16 protein-coding genes and 1 tRNA gene are annotated in these 18026 nt (G+C 38.3%); 10 read left to right on the top strand and 7 right to left on the bottom strand.

All coding sequences use genetic code 11. The features are described from left to right. Positions 1 to 22: 22 nt before the first annotated feature. Positions 23 to 355 carry a universal stress protein UspB gene (gene uspB / locus LW139_RS20075; RefSeq protein WP_072068946.1) on the bottom strand — a complete coding sequence of 111 codons (333 nt, stop codon included), beginning with the start codon at positions 353 to 355 and terminating at the stop codon, positions 23 to 25. Between the two features lie 405 nt (positions 356 to 760). Here uspB and uspA point away from each other — a divergent pair, with 405 nt between their 5' ends. Together uspA and gdhA are read left to right on the top strand one after the other, a co-directional pair. Continuing rightward, entirely contained in the window at positions 761 to 1195 is a 435-nt protein-coding gene (uspA, locus tag LW139_RS20070) for a universal stress protein UspA (RefSeq protein WP_072068945.1), read from the top strand. Positions 1196 to 1447: 252 nt separating this feature from the next. After that, positions 1448 to 2788 (top strand): NADP-specific glutamate dehydrogenase, encoded by a 1341-nt coding sequence (gene gdhA / locus LW139_RS20065; protein ID WP_166540449.1) that lies wholly within the window; start codon positions 1448 to 1450, stop codon positions 2786 to 2788. A 74-nt stretch (positions 2789 to 2862) separates the two neighbouring features. Here the strand turns inward: gdhA and rsmJ are convergent, their stop codons facing one another. After that, positions 2863 to 3609, bottom strand: coding sequence for a 16S rRNA (guanine(1516)-N(2))-methyltransferase RsmJ (gene rsmJ, locus LW139_RS20060; RefSeq protein ID WP_166540450.1), 747 nt, complete (start codon positions 3607 to 3609; stop codon positions 2863 to 2865). A 3-nt stretch (positions 3610 to 3612) separates the two neighbouring features. Further along, positions 3613 to 5655 carry an oligopeptidase A gene (prlC, locus tag LW139_RS20055; protein ID WP_247850437.1) on the bottom strand — a complete coding sequence of 681 codons (2043 nt, stop codon included), beginning with the start codon at positions 5653 to 5655 and terminating at the stop codon, positions 3613 to 3615. A gap of 241 nt (positions 5656 to 5896) precedes the next feature. On the opposite strand from prlC, the gene LW139_RS20050 reads away from it, so the two are divergent. Continuing rightward, positions 5897 to 5991: transfer RNA gene (locus tag LW139_RS20050), tRNA-Sec, on the top strand. 289 nt (positions 5992 to 6280) lie between these two features. Here the strand turns inward: LW139_RS20050 and LW139_RS20045 are convergent. Next, complete coding sequence (locus LW139_RS20045) at positions 6281 to 6652, bottom strand: YibL family ribosome-associated protein (RefSeq protein ID WP_247850436.1); 372 nt, start codon at positions 6650 to 6652, stop codon at positions 6281 to 6283. A 110-nt stretch (positions 6653 to 6762) separates the two neighbouring features. Then, positions 6763 to 7110, bottom strand: coding sequence for an HNH nuclease YajD (gene yajD / locus LW139_RS20040; protein WP_006534437.1), 348 nt, complete (start codon positions 7108 to 7110; stop codon positions 6763 to 6765). Positions 7111 to 7385: 275 nt separating this feature from the next. Between yajD and LW139_RS20035 the strand changes: the two genes are divergently transcribed. Together LW139_RS20035 and LW139_RS20030 are read left to right on the top strand one after the other, a co-directional pair. Continuing rightward, positions 7386 to 7919, top strand: a complete 534-nt coding sequence (locus LW139_RS20035; RefSeq protein ID WP_166540453.1) for a DUF2058 domain-containing protein — start codon at positions 7386 to 7388, stop codon at positions 7917 to 7919. A gap of 99 nt (positions 7920 to 8018) precedes the next feature. Further along, complete coding sequence (locus LW139_RS20030; RefSeq protein ID WP_166540454.1) at positions 8019 to 8501, top strand: cold-shock protein; 483 nt, start codon at positions 8019 to 8021, stop codon at positions 8499 to 8501. A gap of 10 nt (positions 8502 to 8511) precedes the next feature. Here LW139_RS20030 and LW139_RS20025 read toward each other — a convergent pair whose 3' ends face one another. Beyond that, positions 8512 to 9228, bottom strand: a complete 717-nt coding sequence (locus LW139_RS20025; protein WP_247850435.1) for an RluA family pseudouridine synthase — start codon at positions 9226 to 9228, stop codon at positions 8512 to 8514. Positions 9229 to 9352: 124 nt separating this feature from the next. Between LW139_RS20025 and LW139_RS20020 the strand changes: the two genes are divergently transcribed. The 4 genes from LW139_RS20020 (at position 9353) to LW139_RS20005 (ending at position 13803) form a co-directional block, all read left to right on the top strand. Further along, complete coding sequence (locus tag LW139_RS20020) at positions 9353 to 9598, top strand: DUF2543 family protein (protein WP_166540456.1); 246 nt, start codon at positions 9353 to 9355, stop codon at positions 9596 to 9598. A gap of 197 nt (positions 9599 to 9795) precedes the next feature. Beyond that, positions 9796 to 10536, top strand: a complete 741-nt coding sequence (locus tag LW139_RS20015; RefSeq protein WP_166540457.1) for a MurR/RpiR family transcriptional regulator — start codon at positions 9796 to 9798, stop codon at positions 10534 to 10536. A 328-nt stretch (positions 10537 to 10864) separates the two neighbouring features. After that, positions 10865 to 12421, top strand: coding sequence for a PTS transporter subunit EIIC (locus LW139_RS20010; RefSeq protein ID WP_247850434.1), 1557 nt, complete (start codon positions 10865 to 10867; stop codon positions 12419 to 12421). A gap of 11 nt (positions 12422 to 12432) precedes the next feature. Then, positions 12433 to 13803, top strand: coding sequence for a class-II fumarase/aspartase family protein (locus tag LW139_RS20005; protein WP_165126445.1), 1371 nt, complete (start codon positions 12433 to 12435; stop codon positions 13801 to 13803). 86 nt (positions 13804 to 13889) lie between these two features. Here LW139_RS20005 and LW139_RS20000 read toward each other — a convergent pair whose 3' ends face one another. Then, the gene (locus LW139_RS20000; protein ID WP_166540466.1) at positions 13890 to 15206 is read right to left on the bottom strand and encodes a sodium-dependent transporter; all 1317 of its coding nucleotides are present in this window, start codon (positions 15204 to 15206) and stop codon (positions 13890 to 13892) included. Between the two features lie 617 nt (positions 15207 to 15823). Here LW139_RS20000 and fdhF point away from each other — a divergent pair. Further along, on the top strand, positions 15824 to 17992 hold the full coding sequence (gene fdhF / locus LW139_RS19995) for a formate dehydrogenase subunit alpha (protein WP_247850433.1): 2169 nt from the start codon (positions 15824 to 15826) through the stop codon (positions 17990 to 17992). Positions 17993 to 18026: the final 34 nt, after the last annotated feature.

The following is an 18026-nucleotide window of genomic DNA, read 5'->3' as shown; positions in this document are numbered from 1 at the left end:
ACCGTTTTTTTGTTTTTGTCACCTACCAAATAAGCATCGCAATTAAGCTTGCTACAGCCAAAATACAAAAACGGCTAACAAGATAAAATTGCCGATAAATTCGCTCACAACGCATAATCACTTCAGGATTATGATGGTTGGTATATTGGCGTTGGTTGATGTAGCGGATAAGTCGCAATTGTTTTGAAAATTGCCCATGCATAGTAAAAAATCCATTACCATCTACTGATTGATAGAGTAACGGATCAGATTGGCGCAGTATTGTGAGTAATACCCGAATAGATGAAAAATAACGCATCATATTAATCAGGCAAAGAATACAGAGCGCCCAAAAGATAACAATGACATTAAACATAATCCCCTCCCTAGAATAATAGATTCAGAGATGAGAAAACCTTTACCCATAGAGGTTATTTTTTCTCTTATTTAAGTTTAGGTGAAATTAAGCAATAAACAAAAATGACGTGTTCAAGTTGTTTCCTTTTTCAAAAAAATGGATAAAAAATAACTCTAAAAGGGTGTTTTTGTTGTTTTTTATACTCAATTCTCATTATTATGATGATATTGTCGGTGAATGACATCGTGATAATCTAAAATGGTGTATATTGTTATTTATCGATAGATGCTTTCTTGATGAATTTGACATAAGTTGTGATCAAGGCGACATCTAACTTTCATCTTAAAACGTTATATTTAATACATAGGATTTAGGCTTAACCGCCTTTCCAACCGATTAATCAGCTTATGGAAGGAGTTCACGATGGCTTATAAGCATATTCTAGTGGCAGTTGATTTATCCCCTGAGAGTAACGTCTTAGTACAGAAAGCTGTATCTATGGCAAAACCCTATAATGCCAAAGTTTCCTTAATTCACGTTGATGTTAACTATTCTGATCTTTATACCGGTCTAATTGATGTCAACCTCGGTGATATGCAACAACGTATTACTGATGAAACCCGTAACGCGTTAAAAGACCTCTCAGATAAATCAGGTTATGAAATTCAGGAAACCTTGAGTGGTAGCGGTGATTTAGGCCAAGTTCTGGTTGATGCGATTAAAAAATACGATATGGATTTAGTTGTTTGCGGTCATCACCAAGACTTCTGGAGCAAATTGATGTCATCAGCACGTCAATTAATTAATACTGTGCATGTTGATATGTTAATTGTTCCTCTGAAAGATGATGAAGAATAATCGCTTGCTTGTTTAAGCAAAAAAAATGCCTGCTTATGCAGGTATTTTTTTGCCTAAAATTCCTATTTTTCCTGCTGTTAAGTAGAGTCAACCTTTTTTTTTTGTCTAATTATGAAAAAAATGTCTTGAAGTGTGAATGTATTTTAATGATATATTCAAGAAGCAAAACAACATCAACCTCACAAAACCCAAAAATATTCCGAATAAATGAGGTTATGCCAACATCACATTACACAAAAAAGGAATAGCGGAATGAATATATCTGGCTCATTGTCTTCGTTTTTAGAAGGGGTAGAAAAATATAACGCTCATCAACCTGAGTATCATCAGGCGGTTCGTGAAGTTTTTACCACTTTGTGGCCTTTTTTAGAAAAAAATCCACAATATCGTGAACAATCATTACTTGAGCGCTTAGTTGAGCCTGAACGTATTATTCAGTTTCGCGTTTGTTGGTTAGATGATAAAGGGCAAGTGCAAGTTAACCGTGCATGGCGTATCCAATTTAACTCAGCTATCGGGCCTTACAAAGGTGGTATGCGTTTTCATCCTTCTGTGAATCTCTCTATCCTAAAATTCTTAGGTTTTGAACAAACATTTAAAAATGCCTTAACGACATTACCAATGGGTGGCGCGAAAGGTGGCTCTGACTTTAATCCTAAAGGTAAAAGTCATGGGGAAGTCATGCGTTTTTGTCAGGCTTTAATGACTGAACTTTATCGTCATTTAGGGGCTAACACAGATGTTCCAGCAGGAGATATTGGTGTAGGTGCGCGAGAAGTTGGCTTTATGGCAGGCATGATGAAAAAACTGTCTAATAGCAATGAATGTGTATTTACAGGAAAAGGTCTTTCATTCGGGGGCAGTTTAATCCGCCCAGAAGCCACTGGATATGGTTTAGTTTACTTTACTAATGCGATGCTTAAACGTCATGGTATGTCTCTTGAGGGGATGCGTGTGGCGGTTTCTGGCGCAGGTAATGTTGCACAATTTACTATCGAAAAATGTTTAGAATTAGGCGCTAAAGTCATAACTGCATCGGATTCAGGTGGTACTGTGGTTGATGAAGCCGGATTTACTACTGAAAAACTCACACGCCTAACTGAAATTAAAAATAATTACGGTCGTGTTGAAGAGTATGCCAAAGAGTTTGGTTTAACCTATCTTGAAGGGCAACAACCTTGGGCTATTCCTGTTGATATTGCTCTACCTTGTGCAACACAAAATGAATTAGATCTAGAGGCTGCAAAAGTCTTGATCAAAAATGGTGTTAAAGCCGTTGCTGAAGGTGCGAATATGCCCACAACGATTGCAGCAACAGATGCTTTTATCGAAGCAGGTGTCCTTTTTGCACCAGGTAAAGCAGCTAATGCGGGCGGTGTTGCAACCTCTGGTTTAGAGATGGCGCAGAATGCAGCACGTTTAAGCTGGAAAGCAGAAAAAGTGGATGCTCGTTTACATCACATCATGTTAGATATTCACCATGCTTGTGTGAATTACGGTGGTGAAGGTAAGCAGACTAATTATATTCAAGGTGCGAACATTGCGGGCTTTGTCAAAGTTGCGGATGCAATGCTGGCTCAAGGCGTGCTGTAAATCTTACTGATTCTGAACGGGTGTTTAACACCCGTCAGATTTCAAATCAATTTTTTACCCTTATATGTCAGTGTTTATACACAAGGGTAAATATCAAAACGGTGATTTTTTGTTGTTACATTGGCGTGTGCAGGCTGATTATTTAATGGCTCAGCATAATCAGGACGTTTTACGACAACACGTTTTTTTGCCAACGTGATTGCAGGTTCTAGTAGCGCATCTGCATCTTCATCTGCACCGACTAAAGATTGGAACACTCGCATCTCTTTTTTGACTAATGCACTTTTTGTTTTATGTGGGTACATCGGATCAAGATAGACAACATCAGGAGGAGGCGTGATCTCAGTGAGTGCTTGGGCAGAAGAGGCATGAATTAACGTCATTCTTTCTTGCATCCATTCACCAATGTCAGCATCAAGATAAGCACGTTTTAACCCATCTTCAAGTAATGCTGCAACTACGGGGTGACGCTCTACCATTCTGACTTTGCAACCAATAGATGCTAAAACAAATGCATCACGGCCAAGTCCTGCTGTTGCATCAACAACATCAGGCAGATAGTCTTTTTTGATCCCAACTGCTTTTGCCACCGCTTCACCTCGACCACCGCCAAATTTACGACGATGTGCCATGGTGCCTTCTACGAAATCCACATAGATGCCACCTAATTTAGGTTCATCTTGTTTGCGTAATTCAAGGTGAGTCGGCGTTAACACTAAAGCCATTGTTTGCGTTTCGTCGTGAACTAATCCCCAACGTTGCGCTAAATCTGATAAGGCGCTGTTATCAGCGCCTTCTTCACAAAGTAAACAGATATTCACATATCATCCTTTAATGCCGTAGCCTTTAAGCATAGCATCAAGTTTTGGCTCACGACCACGGAAGCGTTTAAACAGTTCCATTGGCTCTTCAGAACCGCCACGAGTTAAAATATTATCTAGGAATGATTGGCCTGTTTCGCGGTTAAAAATTCCTTCTTCGGAGAAACGAGAGAAGGCATCAGCTGCAAGCACATCAGCCCATAAATAGCTGTAATAACCTGCGGCATAACCACCTGCAAATATATGGCTAAAGGCATGAGGGAAACGAGCCCAAGGTGTTGAAGGAACAACAGAAACTTGCTCTTTCACACTAGTTAAGGTTTCCATCACACGAGCTCCCTTAGCGGGATCATATTCAGCATGTAAACGGAAATCAAACAGACCAAATTCTAATTGGCGTAATACAAACATTGCTGACTGATAATTTTTTGCTTTAAGCATATTATCAAGCATTGCCTGTGGTAATGGTTCGCCAGTTTCATAATGGCCAGAAATAAAGGCTAATGCTTCAGGCTCCCAACACCAGTTTTCCATAAATTGGCTTGGTAATTCAACAGCATCCCATGGTACACCGTTAATGCCTGCAACATCGGCAGTATCAATTTGCGTTAACATATGATGTAAGCCATGGCCAAACTCATGGAAAAGTGTGGTGACTTCGTTATGAGTAAACAGTGCTGGTTTATCACCTATAGGCTTATTGAAGTTACAGGTGAGATAAGCAACAGGGTTTTGTAGCTTGCCATCGGCATGACGCATTCTTCCCATGCAGTCATCCATCCAAGCACCACCACGTTTGTGTTCACGCGCATACAAATCAAGATAGAAGCTACCACGCAAGGTGTTACTGTCATCGTAAAGCTCAAAGAAACGAACATCATCATGCCAAGTGTCTATGTCGTTACGTTCTTTAGCAGTTAAACCATAGATACGATGAACAACTTCAAATAAGCCACTTAAAGCACGTTGTTCAGGGAAGTAAGGACGCAGTTGCTCATCATCGATTGAGAACAGATGTTGTTTCTGTTTTTCGCTATAGTAAGCCAAATCCCATGATTCTAATTTATCAACGCCATAGTGCTCTTTTGCAAATTGTGTGAGTTCAGCTAACTCTTCTTTACCTTGTGGGTGAGCGCGTTGTGCTAAGTCAGTTAAAAAACTAAGGACTTGTTCTGGAGACTCTGCCATTTTAGTGGCGAGTGACTTTTCAGCATAATTATTGAAACCAAGGAGTTGAGCGAGTTCGTGGCGTAATGCAAGGATTTCAGCGATAATTTCGCTATTATCCCACTGACCTGCATTTGGGCCTTGATCGGAGGCTCGCGTACTATAAGCGATACTCATCTCTTTTCTTAGTTCACGATTATCAGCATATGTCATGACAGGCAGATAGCTTGGCATATCAAGCGTTAATAGGTAGCCTTCTTGCTCTTTGGCTTGTGCAATAGCTTTTGCAGCATCAATAGCACTTTGAGGCATACCGGATAAATCTTCTACATCAGTAATTAGTTTAGACCAACCCATTGTTGCATCTAATACATTATTTCCATATTTAGCGCCTAACTCAGACATACGCGCGCTGATTTCACCAAAACGCTGCTGTTTCTCTTTGGGTAAACCGATACCTGACAATTCAAAGTCACGTAATGCGTTTTCAATTGCTTTTTTTTGTGGTTGAGTTAATGCATTAAAATCAGCACTTTCTTTAATTGATTTATAAGCTTGATATAAGCCTTCATGTTGCCCCATCCACGTACTGAACTCAGACAGCAATGGTAAACTTTGTTCATACGCTTCACGTAGTTCAGTGCTATTTTTGACAGAATTCAAATGACTGACTGGAGACCAAACACGAGAAAGTTTATCGCCTGCTTCTGCTAATGGCTGACAAAGGTTATCCCAGTTAAATTGGGTATTTTCAGCCAGTAATTTTTCAACTGTTTCACGGTAAGTTGTTAATACTTCTTTTAATGCAGGAACAACATGTTCTGGTTTGATCTGGGAAAATGCAGGTAATCCCGTTGTGCTAAGTAATGGATTTGACATAAAAAACATCCTGTATTTTGGTTTGCAGTGACGTAAAACACACCACTGAGTTTATTCGTTATAGATAGTAAGATGAGGATGAAACTGTATAAGTTCAATAGTATCGCGGTAATTATCCGAAGTTTTACTCAAAAACGGGATTATTTTATTTGAAAGGAGTTTTATTGATTTGATGCACTTGGGATTAAAAATAATTCAGCGTATAATCATCTCGTTATTTCCTTTTGACCCATTCAAAAATGGAAGATCATCGTCCCCGGTGGGGCGGCTGGACTTCAAATCCAGATGGGGCCGCCAGCGGTCCTTGGCAGGTTCGACTCCTGTGATCTTCCGCCATCTTTGGTTTCATCACTTTCCAATAAATTATCTAATTAATGTTTTCTTTGAAGGAAAACTTGTACAAAACTCAACTTGTAAACCTTTCTTACAAGTTCGAAAAGAAGGCAATCGGCAGGTTAATCGTAATACTCTACATTACAACTTTTCAATGATTGCGAGGTATTACAATATACAGGGGGTAGTAAGAAAACTGCGGATAACTGACGGTTCATAACAACGAAAAGTATATTAAGAACCTTTCAGTATTAGTCGATTATTACAGGTTTTAGTTGGGTTAATTATCTAACTAGAAATCAGTTTTAGAAAAACCAGTCATTCCCTCTAGCCCCATTTCACGGCCTAATGCCGTCATTGGATGGACAATAACCAAGCCTCGCACGGCTTTCTTTAGCTTACCAATATCAGCCTGTTCTTTCTTAGTGATGAGGCGTTTGAATGGCATATCCTCTAATTTCTGCGCTTCTTTACTTAGTTTATTGTTACGTACTGCTTTCAGATGAGCAATTTCAGCTTCCAGTTCTACTTTTTCTTTCTCAAACTCTGCGTATTTCTCCGCTTTTTCTACTTCATCTGACGGAGAGATATTTGCCATCTTGTGACGAATAAGGTCTAAACGGTCGCTAAGGAGTTTAATTTTTGCTTTTTCGATTTCTTTCATTATTAATTAACCATGAACAAATTTCTTGTTGGTAAGTATACACCATTGTGCATAGGAGCGTGAAAATAGGATAGATTGTCTGCTTTGCACTAAAGCAGACATTGCATTCACTATTTCTTCTTATTGAGCATCGACTTTAAATCAGCAAAAGGATTATAGGTTGCTGCACCGACATCGTCTTGCGCATCTTCACCAGCGACAACCGTTGTGCCGTATTGGTCTGCTTCTGTGTATTTAGAGTGTTCGTGATCATGGCAAAACAGACACAATAACTCCCAGTTACTACCGTCTTCTGGGTTATTGGTATGGTCGTGATCAATATGATGAACGGTTAGTTCACGTAAATTTGAATAAACAAACTCACGAGCACAACGTCCACATACCCACGGGTAGATTTTCAGTGCTTTTTCACGGTAGCCACTTTCCAACCGTGCATAGTTTTTTGGGATCAGAGCCATTGTTAGTATTACCTGTTATAAGAGAAAGTTTGATAATAGTTTTTCCAATATACTCTGAATGCAAGGATAGGTTCAAATGTTGCTAAAACTACTCATCATGTGATTGCGAATACTTAAATATTTTATATTTATTTTCAAATCGAAAATTAGATATAAATATTTTCTCAAGTAGCAGAATTTTTAAATCAGTTTTCTTCAACATCTTTCCAATCTAATGCACTCTTAGAAATTACAGGTATAATTTCAAAAATTATTTAGCAGATTTAGGCATAAAAATGGCAAAACTTACCTTACAAGAGCAAATGTTAAAAGCAGGGCTTGTGACCAGTAAAAAAATGGCAAAAGTCCAAAGAACGGCAAAAAAATCACGTGTTCAAGCGCGAGAAGCGAGAGAAGCCGTAGAAGAAAATAAAAAAGCTCAACTTGAGCGCGATAAACTGCTTAGTGAACAACAAAAACAAGCGACTTTATCTAAAGAATATAAAGCGCAAGTTAAGCAACTTATTGAGATGAATAGAATTATGCCAGCAAAAGGCGATATTGATTTTAATTTCACTGACAATAATGTGATTAAAAAAATTGTGGTGGATAAACTGACGCAATCTCAATTAATTAGTGGGCGTCTTGCTATTGCTCGTCTGGATAATGCAGATAAAACGGAATACGCGATTATTCCAGCCAGTGTTGCGGATAAAATCACACAAAGAGACGTGGACTGTATCTTGTTGAATAATGCACTGAGCGAGACAGAACAAGATGAAGACGATCCTTATGCTGATTTTAAAATTCCAGATGATTTGATGTGGTAATGCAAAGTAGCTTATTAGCTCAAAGGCATAGTCTGTATAAGCATTGTGCTTTATACTGTATCTGGAAATTTTTGTAGATAAACGATTAAGTAGGCGATAATGGCAATGAACGGAATAATCACAAAGTGGTTTGAAGATAAAGGTTTTGGATTTATTAAAGATGAAAACGGGGATAACCGTTATTTTCATGTGATTAAAGTTGCCAACCCTGCTTTGATAAAGACAGATGCAAATGTCACGTTTGAGCCGACCACCAATACCAAAGGTCTGTCTGCGTATGCGGTTAAAGTGATCCCAGATAGCAAATATGTTTATATTGCAGGTGAGCGAGTTAAACTGACATCTATTAAATCATTTCGAATTTATAGTGAAGATGTGCCTGCAGACACGCATATTAACAAAGAAAATACCGTACTTTCTGTTGGTACGTTAATGAATAGTATCAGACCAAAATCAGCGGATGGTGCTAATAATATGCGCCCGTTGAGAAAGCTTGCGATCACCACAATGCACGGAACTGAAATAATTTTCACTGAAGATGAACTTGATATCGATGAAACAGTAAAAGCACTTAAACTGTAAATATCGACATTTAAAACGGGCTCTTGCAGTGTGCTTTTATTGGCACTTGGCTAATAGGGTGAACAAAATGAAGTTCACTCGCATGAAGCATAAGTCGCGGAGTCCCTTCAGTTCTTACCATTCCTTCAATTAAGCCTCCCTCGTACCCACCATATAAATCACAACCTAAAATAGGATGCCCTATAAACTGGCTGTGAATACGAAGTTGATGCGTTCTTCCTGTTTCAGGCGTAAATTGTACCCGTGTTAGAGGTAACAACGTTCCATTTTCTAACGTATGATAAAAACGCTCAATAACGTGATAACCAGAGCGAGCCGGTTTACCATTAATAGGGCAAATCGACATGCGTGGAAACAGAGCGGGATCTTTTGCAATCGGTGCATCAATCACTCCTTCATTCTCTTTCAAATGACCACATAGTAGTGCGTTGTATACCTTGGTGACACTGCGCTGGCTAAATTGCTGACACAAAAGGGCATTGATTGCTTTATTACGCGCAATAACCATCAATCCAGATGTCCCAAAATCAAGTCGATGAACGAGAGTACATCCCGGAAATAGCTTCACTAATCGATAATGTACCGAGTCTATATTTTGTGGATTTTTTCCTGATAAACTCAATAGCCCTGTGGGTTTATTGATAAGGACTAAATGTTCGTCTTGATAGAGGATCTCGATTTCATCATGGCAAGGTGGGGCAATAAAAGTATCGATAATCGTAGACATCAGCTTATCCGCAAAAAAGAAGAAAGTGGATGATAGCGAATTTTAGGTTAACTGGCGAATGTAGAGATATACTCTTAGTCATTCGAATACGACGAGTATTAACGTTAATCCTTGGGGAGAATTTATGAACAATGAAATCCACTTTAAATATTATGACATGGTAGAAGAGTATTCACTGGAATCAACCGATCCTGTTGCTGAGACCGAAGAAGATGCGCTTGCTCTTTACTTCCAGTTATTACTCACTAAATTAATGAATAATGAAGAAATTAGCGAATCGGCACAGCAAGAGATGGCAAAAGAAGCGGGTATTGATAAAAAACGCATTGATGATATCGCCATGTTTCTTAATCGCTGGGGTAACGAATAACACCTATTGGGCTCATTAAAAGATGGGCTCAATATTATGCTAATTCACAAAATATCACTCTGATCCTACATAACTGTATGATTTAACGTATACTCGTTATCTATTTTATTGCACATAAGCGCGCGAAAAGAACGGGCGTGCTTTTGGGATGTTCGCTCCTTTATCGGGGGTTTTATATTCAATTGGTTGGGTGAGATATGCTGGATTTCCTAAAGAATTATGACAATTTAACCATCAGCGAAAAAAAAGTATTAAAATATCTCACCGATAATATTGCAGATATACCCTATTTAAATATTAATGATTTAGTTGCCAAAACGTTTGTGTCAAAAACGGTGATCATTAATTTATCGCAAAAGTTAGGATTTAGTGGATTTAAAGAGCTTAAATTCCAAATTAATAATTATATTTTGACTCAAAATAAAGTTGAGAAAACGAGCACAGCATCTTATAAAAAGCAATTAGAAAAAAATATTAATAAAACATTTACATTAATTAATGAAGAACAAATTCGAGAATGTGCGAAAACCTTACGTCATTCTAGGAATATTTTTATTGTGGCAAGGGGTACGAGTAAAGCAGTCGGTTATTACCTTGAACACCTTTTGTTTGCTTTAGGACTACATTGCTTTTTTATTAATGATTACAACTTATCTGACTCGTTTACTCGTCTTGTTAATGAAGACGACACAGTTATCTTTATTTCCCTTTCTGGTGGCACAAAAAAAATTATAGAAACAGCAAAAATTGTACAGTTAAAAGAAGCTAACATTATTAGCATGACAGCATTTAACACCAATGAATTAACCAGTTATGCAAGCCATGCCCTGTTTTGTTTTGCCGATAATCACGATACAAAAAAAGATGACACTAAATCACGCATTGGCTTTTTTATGCTGGTGGATTTACTGATAAATGAGCTAGAAATACTACTTTAAGTTCTAATAAACTAATAACCCTATTAATTAAATATTCTTTCTATTATTAATGTTTAAAAATCATTAATCTATCTGATTAAAATAATCATAAGCTATTATTTAAATAACCTTCTTTTTCAATATTAATATTAAATTATAGGGTCAATCTTCATTACTAAAATAAAAAATTGTTTATTATTATTAATTGAAGTATTCATTAAAAAGACCTAGGTCATAAAAAATGACTTGAGATAATATTTAAAACCGCCACGTCATTCATTTCCTATAATCCCTAAGCTAGAGTACCTCGGTAATTCTTTTATATTCGAGAAGTCATAAGGAAAAAAATATGGCCAGGAAAAAGTTCAGCGAATCTATTCAGCGCTTTGGTAGAACCCTACTTCTACCAATCGGTGTATTAGCACCTATCGGTATGATCTTGGGGATCAGTGGTGCTTTAGTTCAGTCTTATATGATTGCACGCTTTCCTTTCTTAGGAAATGAAACAGTCAATGCTTTATTAGTCAGTATCCGTTCTATTGCAGGTGTGGTGTTTGACAATATTCCACTTCTATTTGCAATGGGGGTGGCGTATGGAATGAGCCATAAAGATAAGGGGATCGCGGTCTTTGCCTCCGTGGTGGGCTATTTAACTTTGATAAGTACAATCAATATCTGGTTGGTATTGACTGGAAAACTGGCTGATCCTGCCATTATGACGCAGGTTGGGCAAATCAAGGTTTTGGGTATACAAACCATGAATATCAGTGCCGCAGGGGGGATTATCACAGGATTAATCGCTGCATGGGCTACCGATAAATTTTATAACCTTGAATTGCCAACGGCATTTGCCTTCTTCTCAGGAAAAAAATCTGTCGCCATTATTATGGTCGGATTAATGATTGGCGTAGGTGCATTGCTGCCATTTATTTGGGAAGTATTAGTCATGGGCTTAACTAAGCTCTCAGCTGTCTTCTTAAGTCCTGTTGGACCTTTCTTTACCGCAGGTGGTGAGCGTCTATTTATTCCATTTGGTTTACACCACGTCTGGAACGTTCTGTTTAGATTTACTGAAGCCGGTGGTTCTTATGTGATTGATGGGCAAACCTATGTGGGCGTTGTTCCAGCAATGACAGAAGTATTATTTAACCAAGGGCCAAGTAGTGAATATTGGGCAATGATGCCAAGTCTGACGCGTTTTATGGCTCAGCAACAAATGTTGGTTACGTTGTTCTTATTCCCTGCGATTGCATTAGCAATTTATAAAACCTCGAAAAAAGAGAACCGTGCTGAAGTTAAATCGATGCTGGTGACGATGGTCTTAACTGCAATGTTAGGTAACGTGACTGAACCTCTTGAATTCACCTTCGTCTTTATCGCACCACTACTCTATTTAATTTACGCGATTATCGTGGGTATTGGCGCGGTTCTGCTCTCTTTTGCTGGTGTTGCAATTGGTTATATCCGAGGCACCGTCTTTGACTTTACTATCTTTGGTTTACTGTACGAACACACTAACTGGATCTTCTTAGTGCTGATTGGGAGTGTGCTTGCGGTTGTGACCTACTTCATTTTCTACTGGGCTATCGTCAAATTTGATATCAAAACACCGGGTAGAGAAGAATCAAGCAATATGAAAAACACGCTAATCAAAGAAAAACGTTATGGCGAAATTGCAGAAATCTTAATCCAAGCGTTAGGTGGTAAACAAAATATTCGTAATGTTGATAACTGTATTACACGACTACGTATTGATATTAATGAAGTTAATCAAATAAATAAAGAATTAATGTTGGAGTCTGGATGTACAGCATTCTTCTTTCCAGCAGCAAACCATGTCCATGTCGTTTATGGCCCTAAAGTCGAATTTGTTCGCAATGCTGTTGATGAAGCAATGAAGAAATAAAAGGATACATGATGAGAGCGTTATACGATTCTAAAAGTAAAACAATTGACGATCGCGGTATTAAAAATCTGCTGTCCAATGAAGCTAAATACTCAACTTGGTTGATGTTTGAAGCAATGTTAGCGCAAGCACAAGCTGAATACGGTTTTATTCCACAGTCTGCCGCAGATGAAATTAAAGAAAAGGCGATTATAGAGAATATCGATTTTGAAGAGATGAACCGTATTTATCAAAAAATCGGTCATGGCTTTGTACCTTTCTTAAAAGTACTGGTGAATGCATGCTCTGAAGAGAGCGGTAAATATGTGCATTACGGTATTACTACACAAAACATACAGCAAAGTTCACAGCTGTATATGATGAAAACAGTACACGATAAGTTCATGTTATTGTTGAGCGAAATTATTGAAAATTTATCAAATCTCGCTGAAAAAACAAAACACATGGTAATGGCGGGGAGAACGCACGGTCGCCATGCTATTCCTATCACTTATGGGTATAAAGTTTCAGTGTGGATCAGCGATTTTATTGATTGCTACCAGCGCATGAAAGAGAGTGAGAAACGTGTATTCACCATTATGATGGGTGGCGCAGTAGGTGCTTTTAACTCAATGCCAGAAGTGGGGATGAAAGTACAAAAACGCGTTGCTGAATTAGTGGGTATGCAAGCAATGGAAGTACCATCACGTAATCTAAGTACGCATAAATTAGAGTACATGATGAACTTGGCACTGATGGCAAATATTTGCCATAAAATTGGTGAAGAAGTTTATAGCACTACATTAGAAGAAATTGCTGAGGTTTCTGAAGGATTTACAAAAGGTACTGTGGGTAGTAGCACGATGCCTCATAAAATTAATCCAAAATTAGCGAAAGGTATTATTGCTAACTCACAGAAACTGTACTCGTTACCTAATGTAGGGATGTACTCTGCGGTAAGACCTTATGAAGGTGATAGCAGTTCTTATATGCTATTCGATGGCTTAATTGAAGAAGCGTTAGAACTTACAACAGAAATTTTGTTAAGAACGGAAGAGCTTTCAAGAACCATCGTTCCTCATGAAGAGAGAATGCTACATAACGTGATGAGAAATAAGGGTTTAGATAATACCGAATACGTTATGATGAAAATGGCAGAAAAATTAGGTAAAGATAAAGCGCATTCACTGTTATATGAAGAAGCCATTAAAACGGCGGCAGATGGTGAAGATTTTTATACTAACCTAATGAAGAATGAAACTATTACAGCCGCTTTTAATGCAGATGAAATTAAGGCAATGCTTGATCCTCGCTCTTATATCGGTCTATCCGTTGAACTTGCTGAGAAAGAAGCGAAACGTGGATTAGCGATTTCTAAAGAAATTAAACAAAGCTATAAATAAATAGTAAAAACCATCAAGTATCCATAAAAAATCATTATCAGTTAAGCCAAGAGCCACTCATTTGAGTGGCTCTTTTTCGTTGATAATTAGCCAATCAATCCATGAATTAAAATAATTCCGATACAAATTGGACCAATATAACGCCAAACCAATAATAAGCATTGGCGTTTTACTCCTGAGATATTTTCAGGGATCAAGGCATTTGCTCTACGTGACCAACCAAAGATTAAACACATTGCGATACCGAACAGTGGCATCAAAATATTAGAAGTCAGGTAATCCAACAAATCAAAGACCGTTTTACCTGCGAATGTCACATCACTCATAGGGCCGAAAGATAATGAAACAGGAATACCCATCAGCATAATAGAGGCTGTAACCACTAACCCTGCACGACGACGAGTCCATTGAAAACGCATCTGTACATAAGCCACGATATGTTCAAGTAATGAAATTGCAGAGGTTAACGCCGCCATTAATAACAAGACAAAGAAAGTCACTGCTAAAATATTACCGCCGGGTAAGTTGGCAAAATAGACTGGCATAGTCATAAAGGTTAAACCAGGGCCAGCATTAGGCTCTAAGCCTGCGGCAGATAATGCAGGGAAAATCATTAATCCGGCAAGCACACACACCATACAAGATAAAATAACCACCCACATACTGGAGTTAGCAATACCTTTATTATCTGCTAAATAAGCACTGTAAGTGATATGAATGCCTAAACCGATAGACAGTGAGAAGAAGGCTAATCCTAATGCATCTAATACGCCTTGAGGGGTTAACTTACTAAAATCAGGGTATAAAAATAATTTTAAACCTTCAGAAGAACCGGGTAAGCTGATACCAACAATAATCAATAAAATCATAATGATAAATAACATTGGCATCATGATTTTGACGGCTTTTTCTAATCCACGTTGTACACCCGCTAAAACTACAAAACAGGTTAATCCAGCAAAGGCAAGGTGAGCCAAAATAGGCCATAAAGGATCACTAATAAAGCGGGTAAAAATACCAGTTAATTCAGCGCTATCTGTAATATTCAACTGGCCTGTTGCTGCCATAACGGTATAGCCAATTGTCCAACCACCTACAACACTATAAAAGCTATAAATACACCAAGAGCTGAATACACCAATAACGCCAATGATGACCCAATTGCGTCCCATCATTTTTTTAAAGGCATTAACGGCTTCTGCGTGTGTGCTACTGCCTAAGATATTCTCAGCCAGTAATACAGCAAGCCCAATAATGAAACTAAATAACAAAAAGACAATTAAAAATGCACCGCCACCATTATTGGCTGCGACATAAGAAAACTTCCAGATTGCGCCAATACCGATTGCCGATCCTGCGGCTGCTAAGATATGGCCGACTCTTGATGTCCATTGTTGACTCATTTTGCCCCCTGCTTCATTTGGTCTGTTATGGAAGGCATTGCCATACAATTGTTTATTGAGAAGACGTTGTCACTCATCATCCTTATGGTAAAACTCAACATCATAGAAACTCCCCTAAAAATAATTTCACCAGTAGGGGGCACAACAAAAAAGCCACCTGACTGGTGGCTTTTGCAAAAAAATGAACGCGCTTGGCCACCTAACGAAGGAGTAGTAGGTTTAGGCCTAGGAGTCGGTTATTGGTGTTCATATTCATCTTTTTGCTCTTTATTGAAATGGATATAATCGCAATGCAATATGAAATATTGTTTTTCAAAATGCGTATTTATTATTTATATCATAAATTCAAACTAAAGAAATAAATTTTATTAGAATCCAGTATTAATTTTTATTTCAAAGTGTTTCTCTGATGCTAATAACTGAAATCTGTAATGAATTATGATATTTAACTCTATTTGTGTAAGGTGAGCATCGGCAAAAATGTCGAAACAGTAATTAAATATTAATTTATTTTTGTATATTATTGATTAAATAGTAAAAATTAATTGGCATAATTCCTGCTTAGATAAAAGTTCTTTATGACTCTTTTACTCCCTAGTTAGGGGAAAGGATATCAAATGAACAAAATCAACTCCGTCTGTCCTTATTGTGGCGCTGGCTGCAAAATCAATCTCTGTGTCGAAAATGGTCGCATAATCAAAGCTGAAGGTGCCAATGGTGTCACCAATCAAGGAGAACTTTGCTTAAAAGGACTCTATGGTTGGGATTTTCTTAATGACAATAAACTGCTGACAGCCAGAATACATGAACCCATGATCCGCCGACAAAAAGGGGCTGATTTTGAAATTGTGAGTTGGAATGAAGCGATTCAATATACGGCAAAAAAATTACTGGAAATAAAAGAAAAATACGGTGCGAAATCCATCATGTGTACAGGATCTTCTCGTGGTACAGGGAATGAAACCAACTTTGTGATGCAGAAATTTGTTCGTGCAGTATTAGGTAATAATAATGTCGATTGTTGTGCTCGTGTGTGTCATGGGCCTTCTGTTGCTGGTTTACAAGAAACATTAGGCAATGGTGCCATGAGCAATTCTATTGCTGATATTGAAGATTCAGATTGCTTATTAGTCTTTGGTTATAACTGTGCAGACTCTCATCCCATTGTGGCGCGCCGTGTAGTTAAAGCAAAACAAAAGGGTGCTAAAATCATTGTTTGTGATCCTCGAAAAATAGAAACTGCCAAAATTGCTAACCAATATTTACCATTAAAAAATGGTACAAATATGGCGTTAGTGAATGCATTCGCATATACGCTAATTGATGAAGATCTTTATGATAAGGATTACGTCAGTCGCTATACCGAAGGTTTTGAAGAATATAAAAAACAACTCGCCGACTATAGCCCAGAAGCAGTACAAGATATTGTCGGTATCCCTGCAATTGAAATTCGTAAGGCAATGCGTACTTATGCGGGCGCTAAAACAGCCACCATTATGTGGGGAATGGGCGTTACACAATTTGGCCAAGCAGTTGATGTGGTTAAAGGCTTATCTGGTCTTGCATTATTAACGGGTAATTTAGGTAAACCGCATGTTGGTGTTGCACCGGTTCGTGGGCAAAATAATGTTCAGGGTGCCTGTGATATGGGGGTTTTACCTAACATGTTCCCAGGATATCAATACGTCACTGACGAAAATACGCGTGAAAAATTTGCCAAAGCCTGGAATATCCCTGTTGAACAGCTTGACCCCGAAGTGGGATATCGTATTACCGAAGTGCCTCATTTAGCCATTGAAGGTAAAGTGAAAGCTTACTACATCATGGGTGAAGATCCGCTTCAAACCGAAGCCGATTTAGGCCTAGTAAGAAAAGGCTTTGAAGCGCTCGATTTTGTCGTGGTTCAAGATATCTTTATGACTAAAACCGCCGAGCAAGCTGATGTGATTTTACCGTCAACCAGTTGGGGTGAACATGCAGGTATCTTTACCTGTGCGGATAGAGGTTTTCAGCGCTTTGAAAAAGCCATTGAGCCACGTGGCAATGTAAAACGAGATTGGGAAATCATTAGCTTACTCGCTACTGAAATGGGCTACCCGATGTCTTATGAAAATAATGAAGAGATCTGGAATGAAGTCCGAGCTTTATGTCCGCTATTTTTTGGTGTCACTTATGAAAAATTGGCGGGTTTAGCGCATATTCAATGGCCTTGTACTAATATCGAAGATGCAGGAACACCTTATTTATATTCAGGTAATCAATTCACCACACCATCAGGAAAAGGGCAGCTATTTGCTACACCATGGCGAGCACCGGCTGAATTGCCGGATGCAGACTATCCAATGATTTTATCTACAGTACGTGAAGTGGGGCATTACTCCTGTCGCTCAATGACAGGTAACTGTAAAGCATTGGCTTCACTTGCAGATGAACCCGGTTATGTTCAAGTTCACCCTGATGTTGCCAAAGAAGCGGGTATTCGTGATCAAGAGATTGTTTGGGTTGAATCTCGTCGAGGTAAGGTTATGTCTCGTTGTAATGTGAATGAGACAATCAATAAGCAAGCGATTTATATGACCTATCAATGGTGGATTGGGGCATGCAATGAGTTGACTCAGGATAATCTTGATCCTGTATCAAAAACACCTGAAACAAAATATTGTGCAGCTAAAGTGATTAAAATAGCCGATCAAAAATGGGCAGAAAGCCAAGTTTCTCAGCACTATCATACAATGAGAAGCCGCTTAATTAATTTAGTGGAGCAAGCAAAAACAGCAGCACATTAAGTTGAGTGTTTATTCAAAATAGAAATGGAGACGA

This window comes from Proteus vulgaris (genome assembly GCF_023100685.1).
In the GTDB taxonomy this organism is placed as follows: domain Bacteria; phylum Pseudomonadota; class Gammaproteobacteria; order Enterobacterales; family Enterobacteriaceae; genus Proteus.
This window is presented reverse-complemented; position numbering and strand designations above follow the sequence as displayed.

Excerpts from the sequence above, each read along its gene's own strand:
- uspB (WP_072068946.1), bottom strand. The coding sequence starts at position 355 with ATGTTTAATGTCATTGTTATCTTTTGGGCGCTCTGTATTCTTTGCCTG.
- uspA (WP_072068945.1), top strand. The coding sequence starts at position 761 with ATGGCTTATAAGCATATTCTAGTGGCAGTTGATTTATCCCCTGAGAGT.
- gdhA (WP_166540449.1), top strand. The coding sequence starts at position 1,448 with ATGAATATATCTGGCTCATTGTCTTCGTTTTTAGAAGGGGTAGAAAAA.
- prlC (WP_247850437.1), bottom strand. The coding sequence starts at position 5,655 with ATGTCAAATCCATTACTTAGCACAACGGGATTACCTGCATTTTCCCAG.
- LW139_RS20045 (WP_247850436.1), bottom strand. The coding sequence starts at position 6,652 with ATGAAAGAAATCGAAAAAGCAAAAATTAAACTCCTTAGCGACCGTTTA.
- yajD (WP_006534437.1), bottom strand. The coding sequence starts at position 7,110 with ATGGCTCTGATCCCAAAAAACTATGCACGGTTGGAAAGTGGCTACCGT.
- LW139_RS20035 (WP_166540453.1), top strand. The coding sequence starts at position 7,386 with ATGGCAAAACTTACCTTACAAGAGCAAATGTTAAAAGCAGGGCTTGTG.
- LW139_RS20030 (WP_166540454.1), top strand. The coding sequence starts at position 8,019 with ATGGCAATGAACGGAATAATCACAAAGTGGTTTGAAGATAAAGGTTTT.
- LW139_RS20025 (WP_247850435.1), bottom strand. The coding sequence starts at position 9,228 with ATGTCTACGATTATCGATACTTTTATTGCCCCACCTTGCCATGATGAA.
- LW139_RS20020 (WP_166540456.1), top strand. The coding sequence starts at position 9,353 with ATGAACAATGAAATCCACTTTAAATATTATGACATGGTAGAAGAGTAT.
- LW139_RS20015 (WP_166540457.1), top strand. The coding sequence starts at position 9,796 with ATGCTGGATTTCCTAAAGAATTATGACAATTTAACCATCAGCGAAAAA.
- LW139_RS20010 (WP_247850434.1), top strand. The coding sequence starts at position 10,865 with ATGGCCAGGAAAAAGTTCAGCGAATCTATTCAGCGCTTTGGTAGAACC.
- LW139_RS20005 (WP_165126445.1), top strand. The coding sequence starts at position 12,433 with ATGAGAGCGTTATACGATTCTAAAAGTAAAACAATTGACGATCGCGGT.
- LW139_RS20000 (WP_166540466.1), bottom strand. The coding sequence starts at position 15,206 with ATGAGTCAACAATGGACATCAAGAGTCGGCCATATCTTAGCAGCCGCA.
- fdhF (WP_247850433.1), top strand. The coding sequence starts at position 15,824 with ATGAACAAAATCAACTCCGTCTGTCCTTATTGTGGCGCTGGCTGCAAA.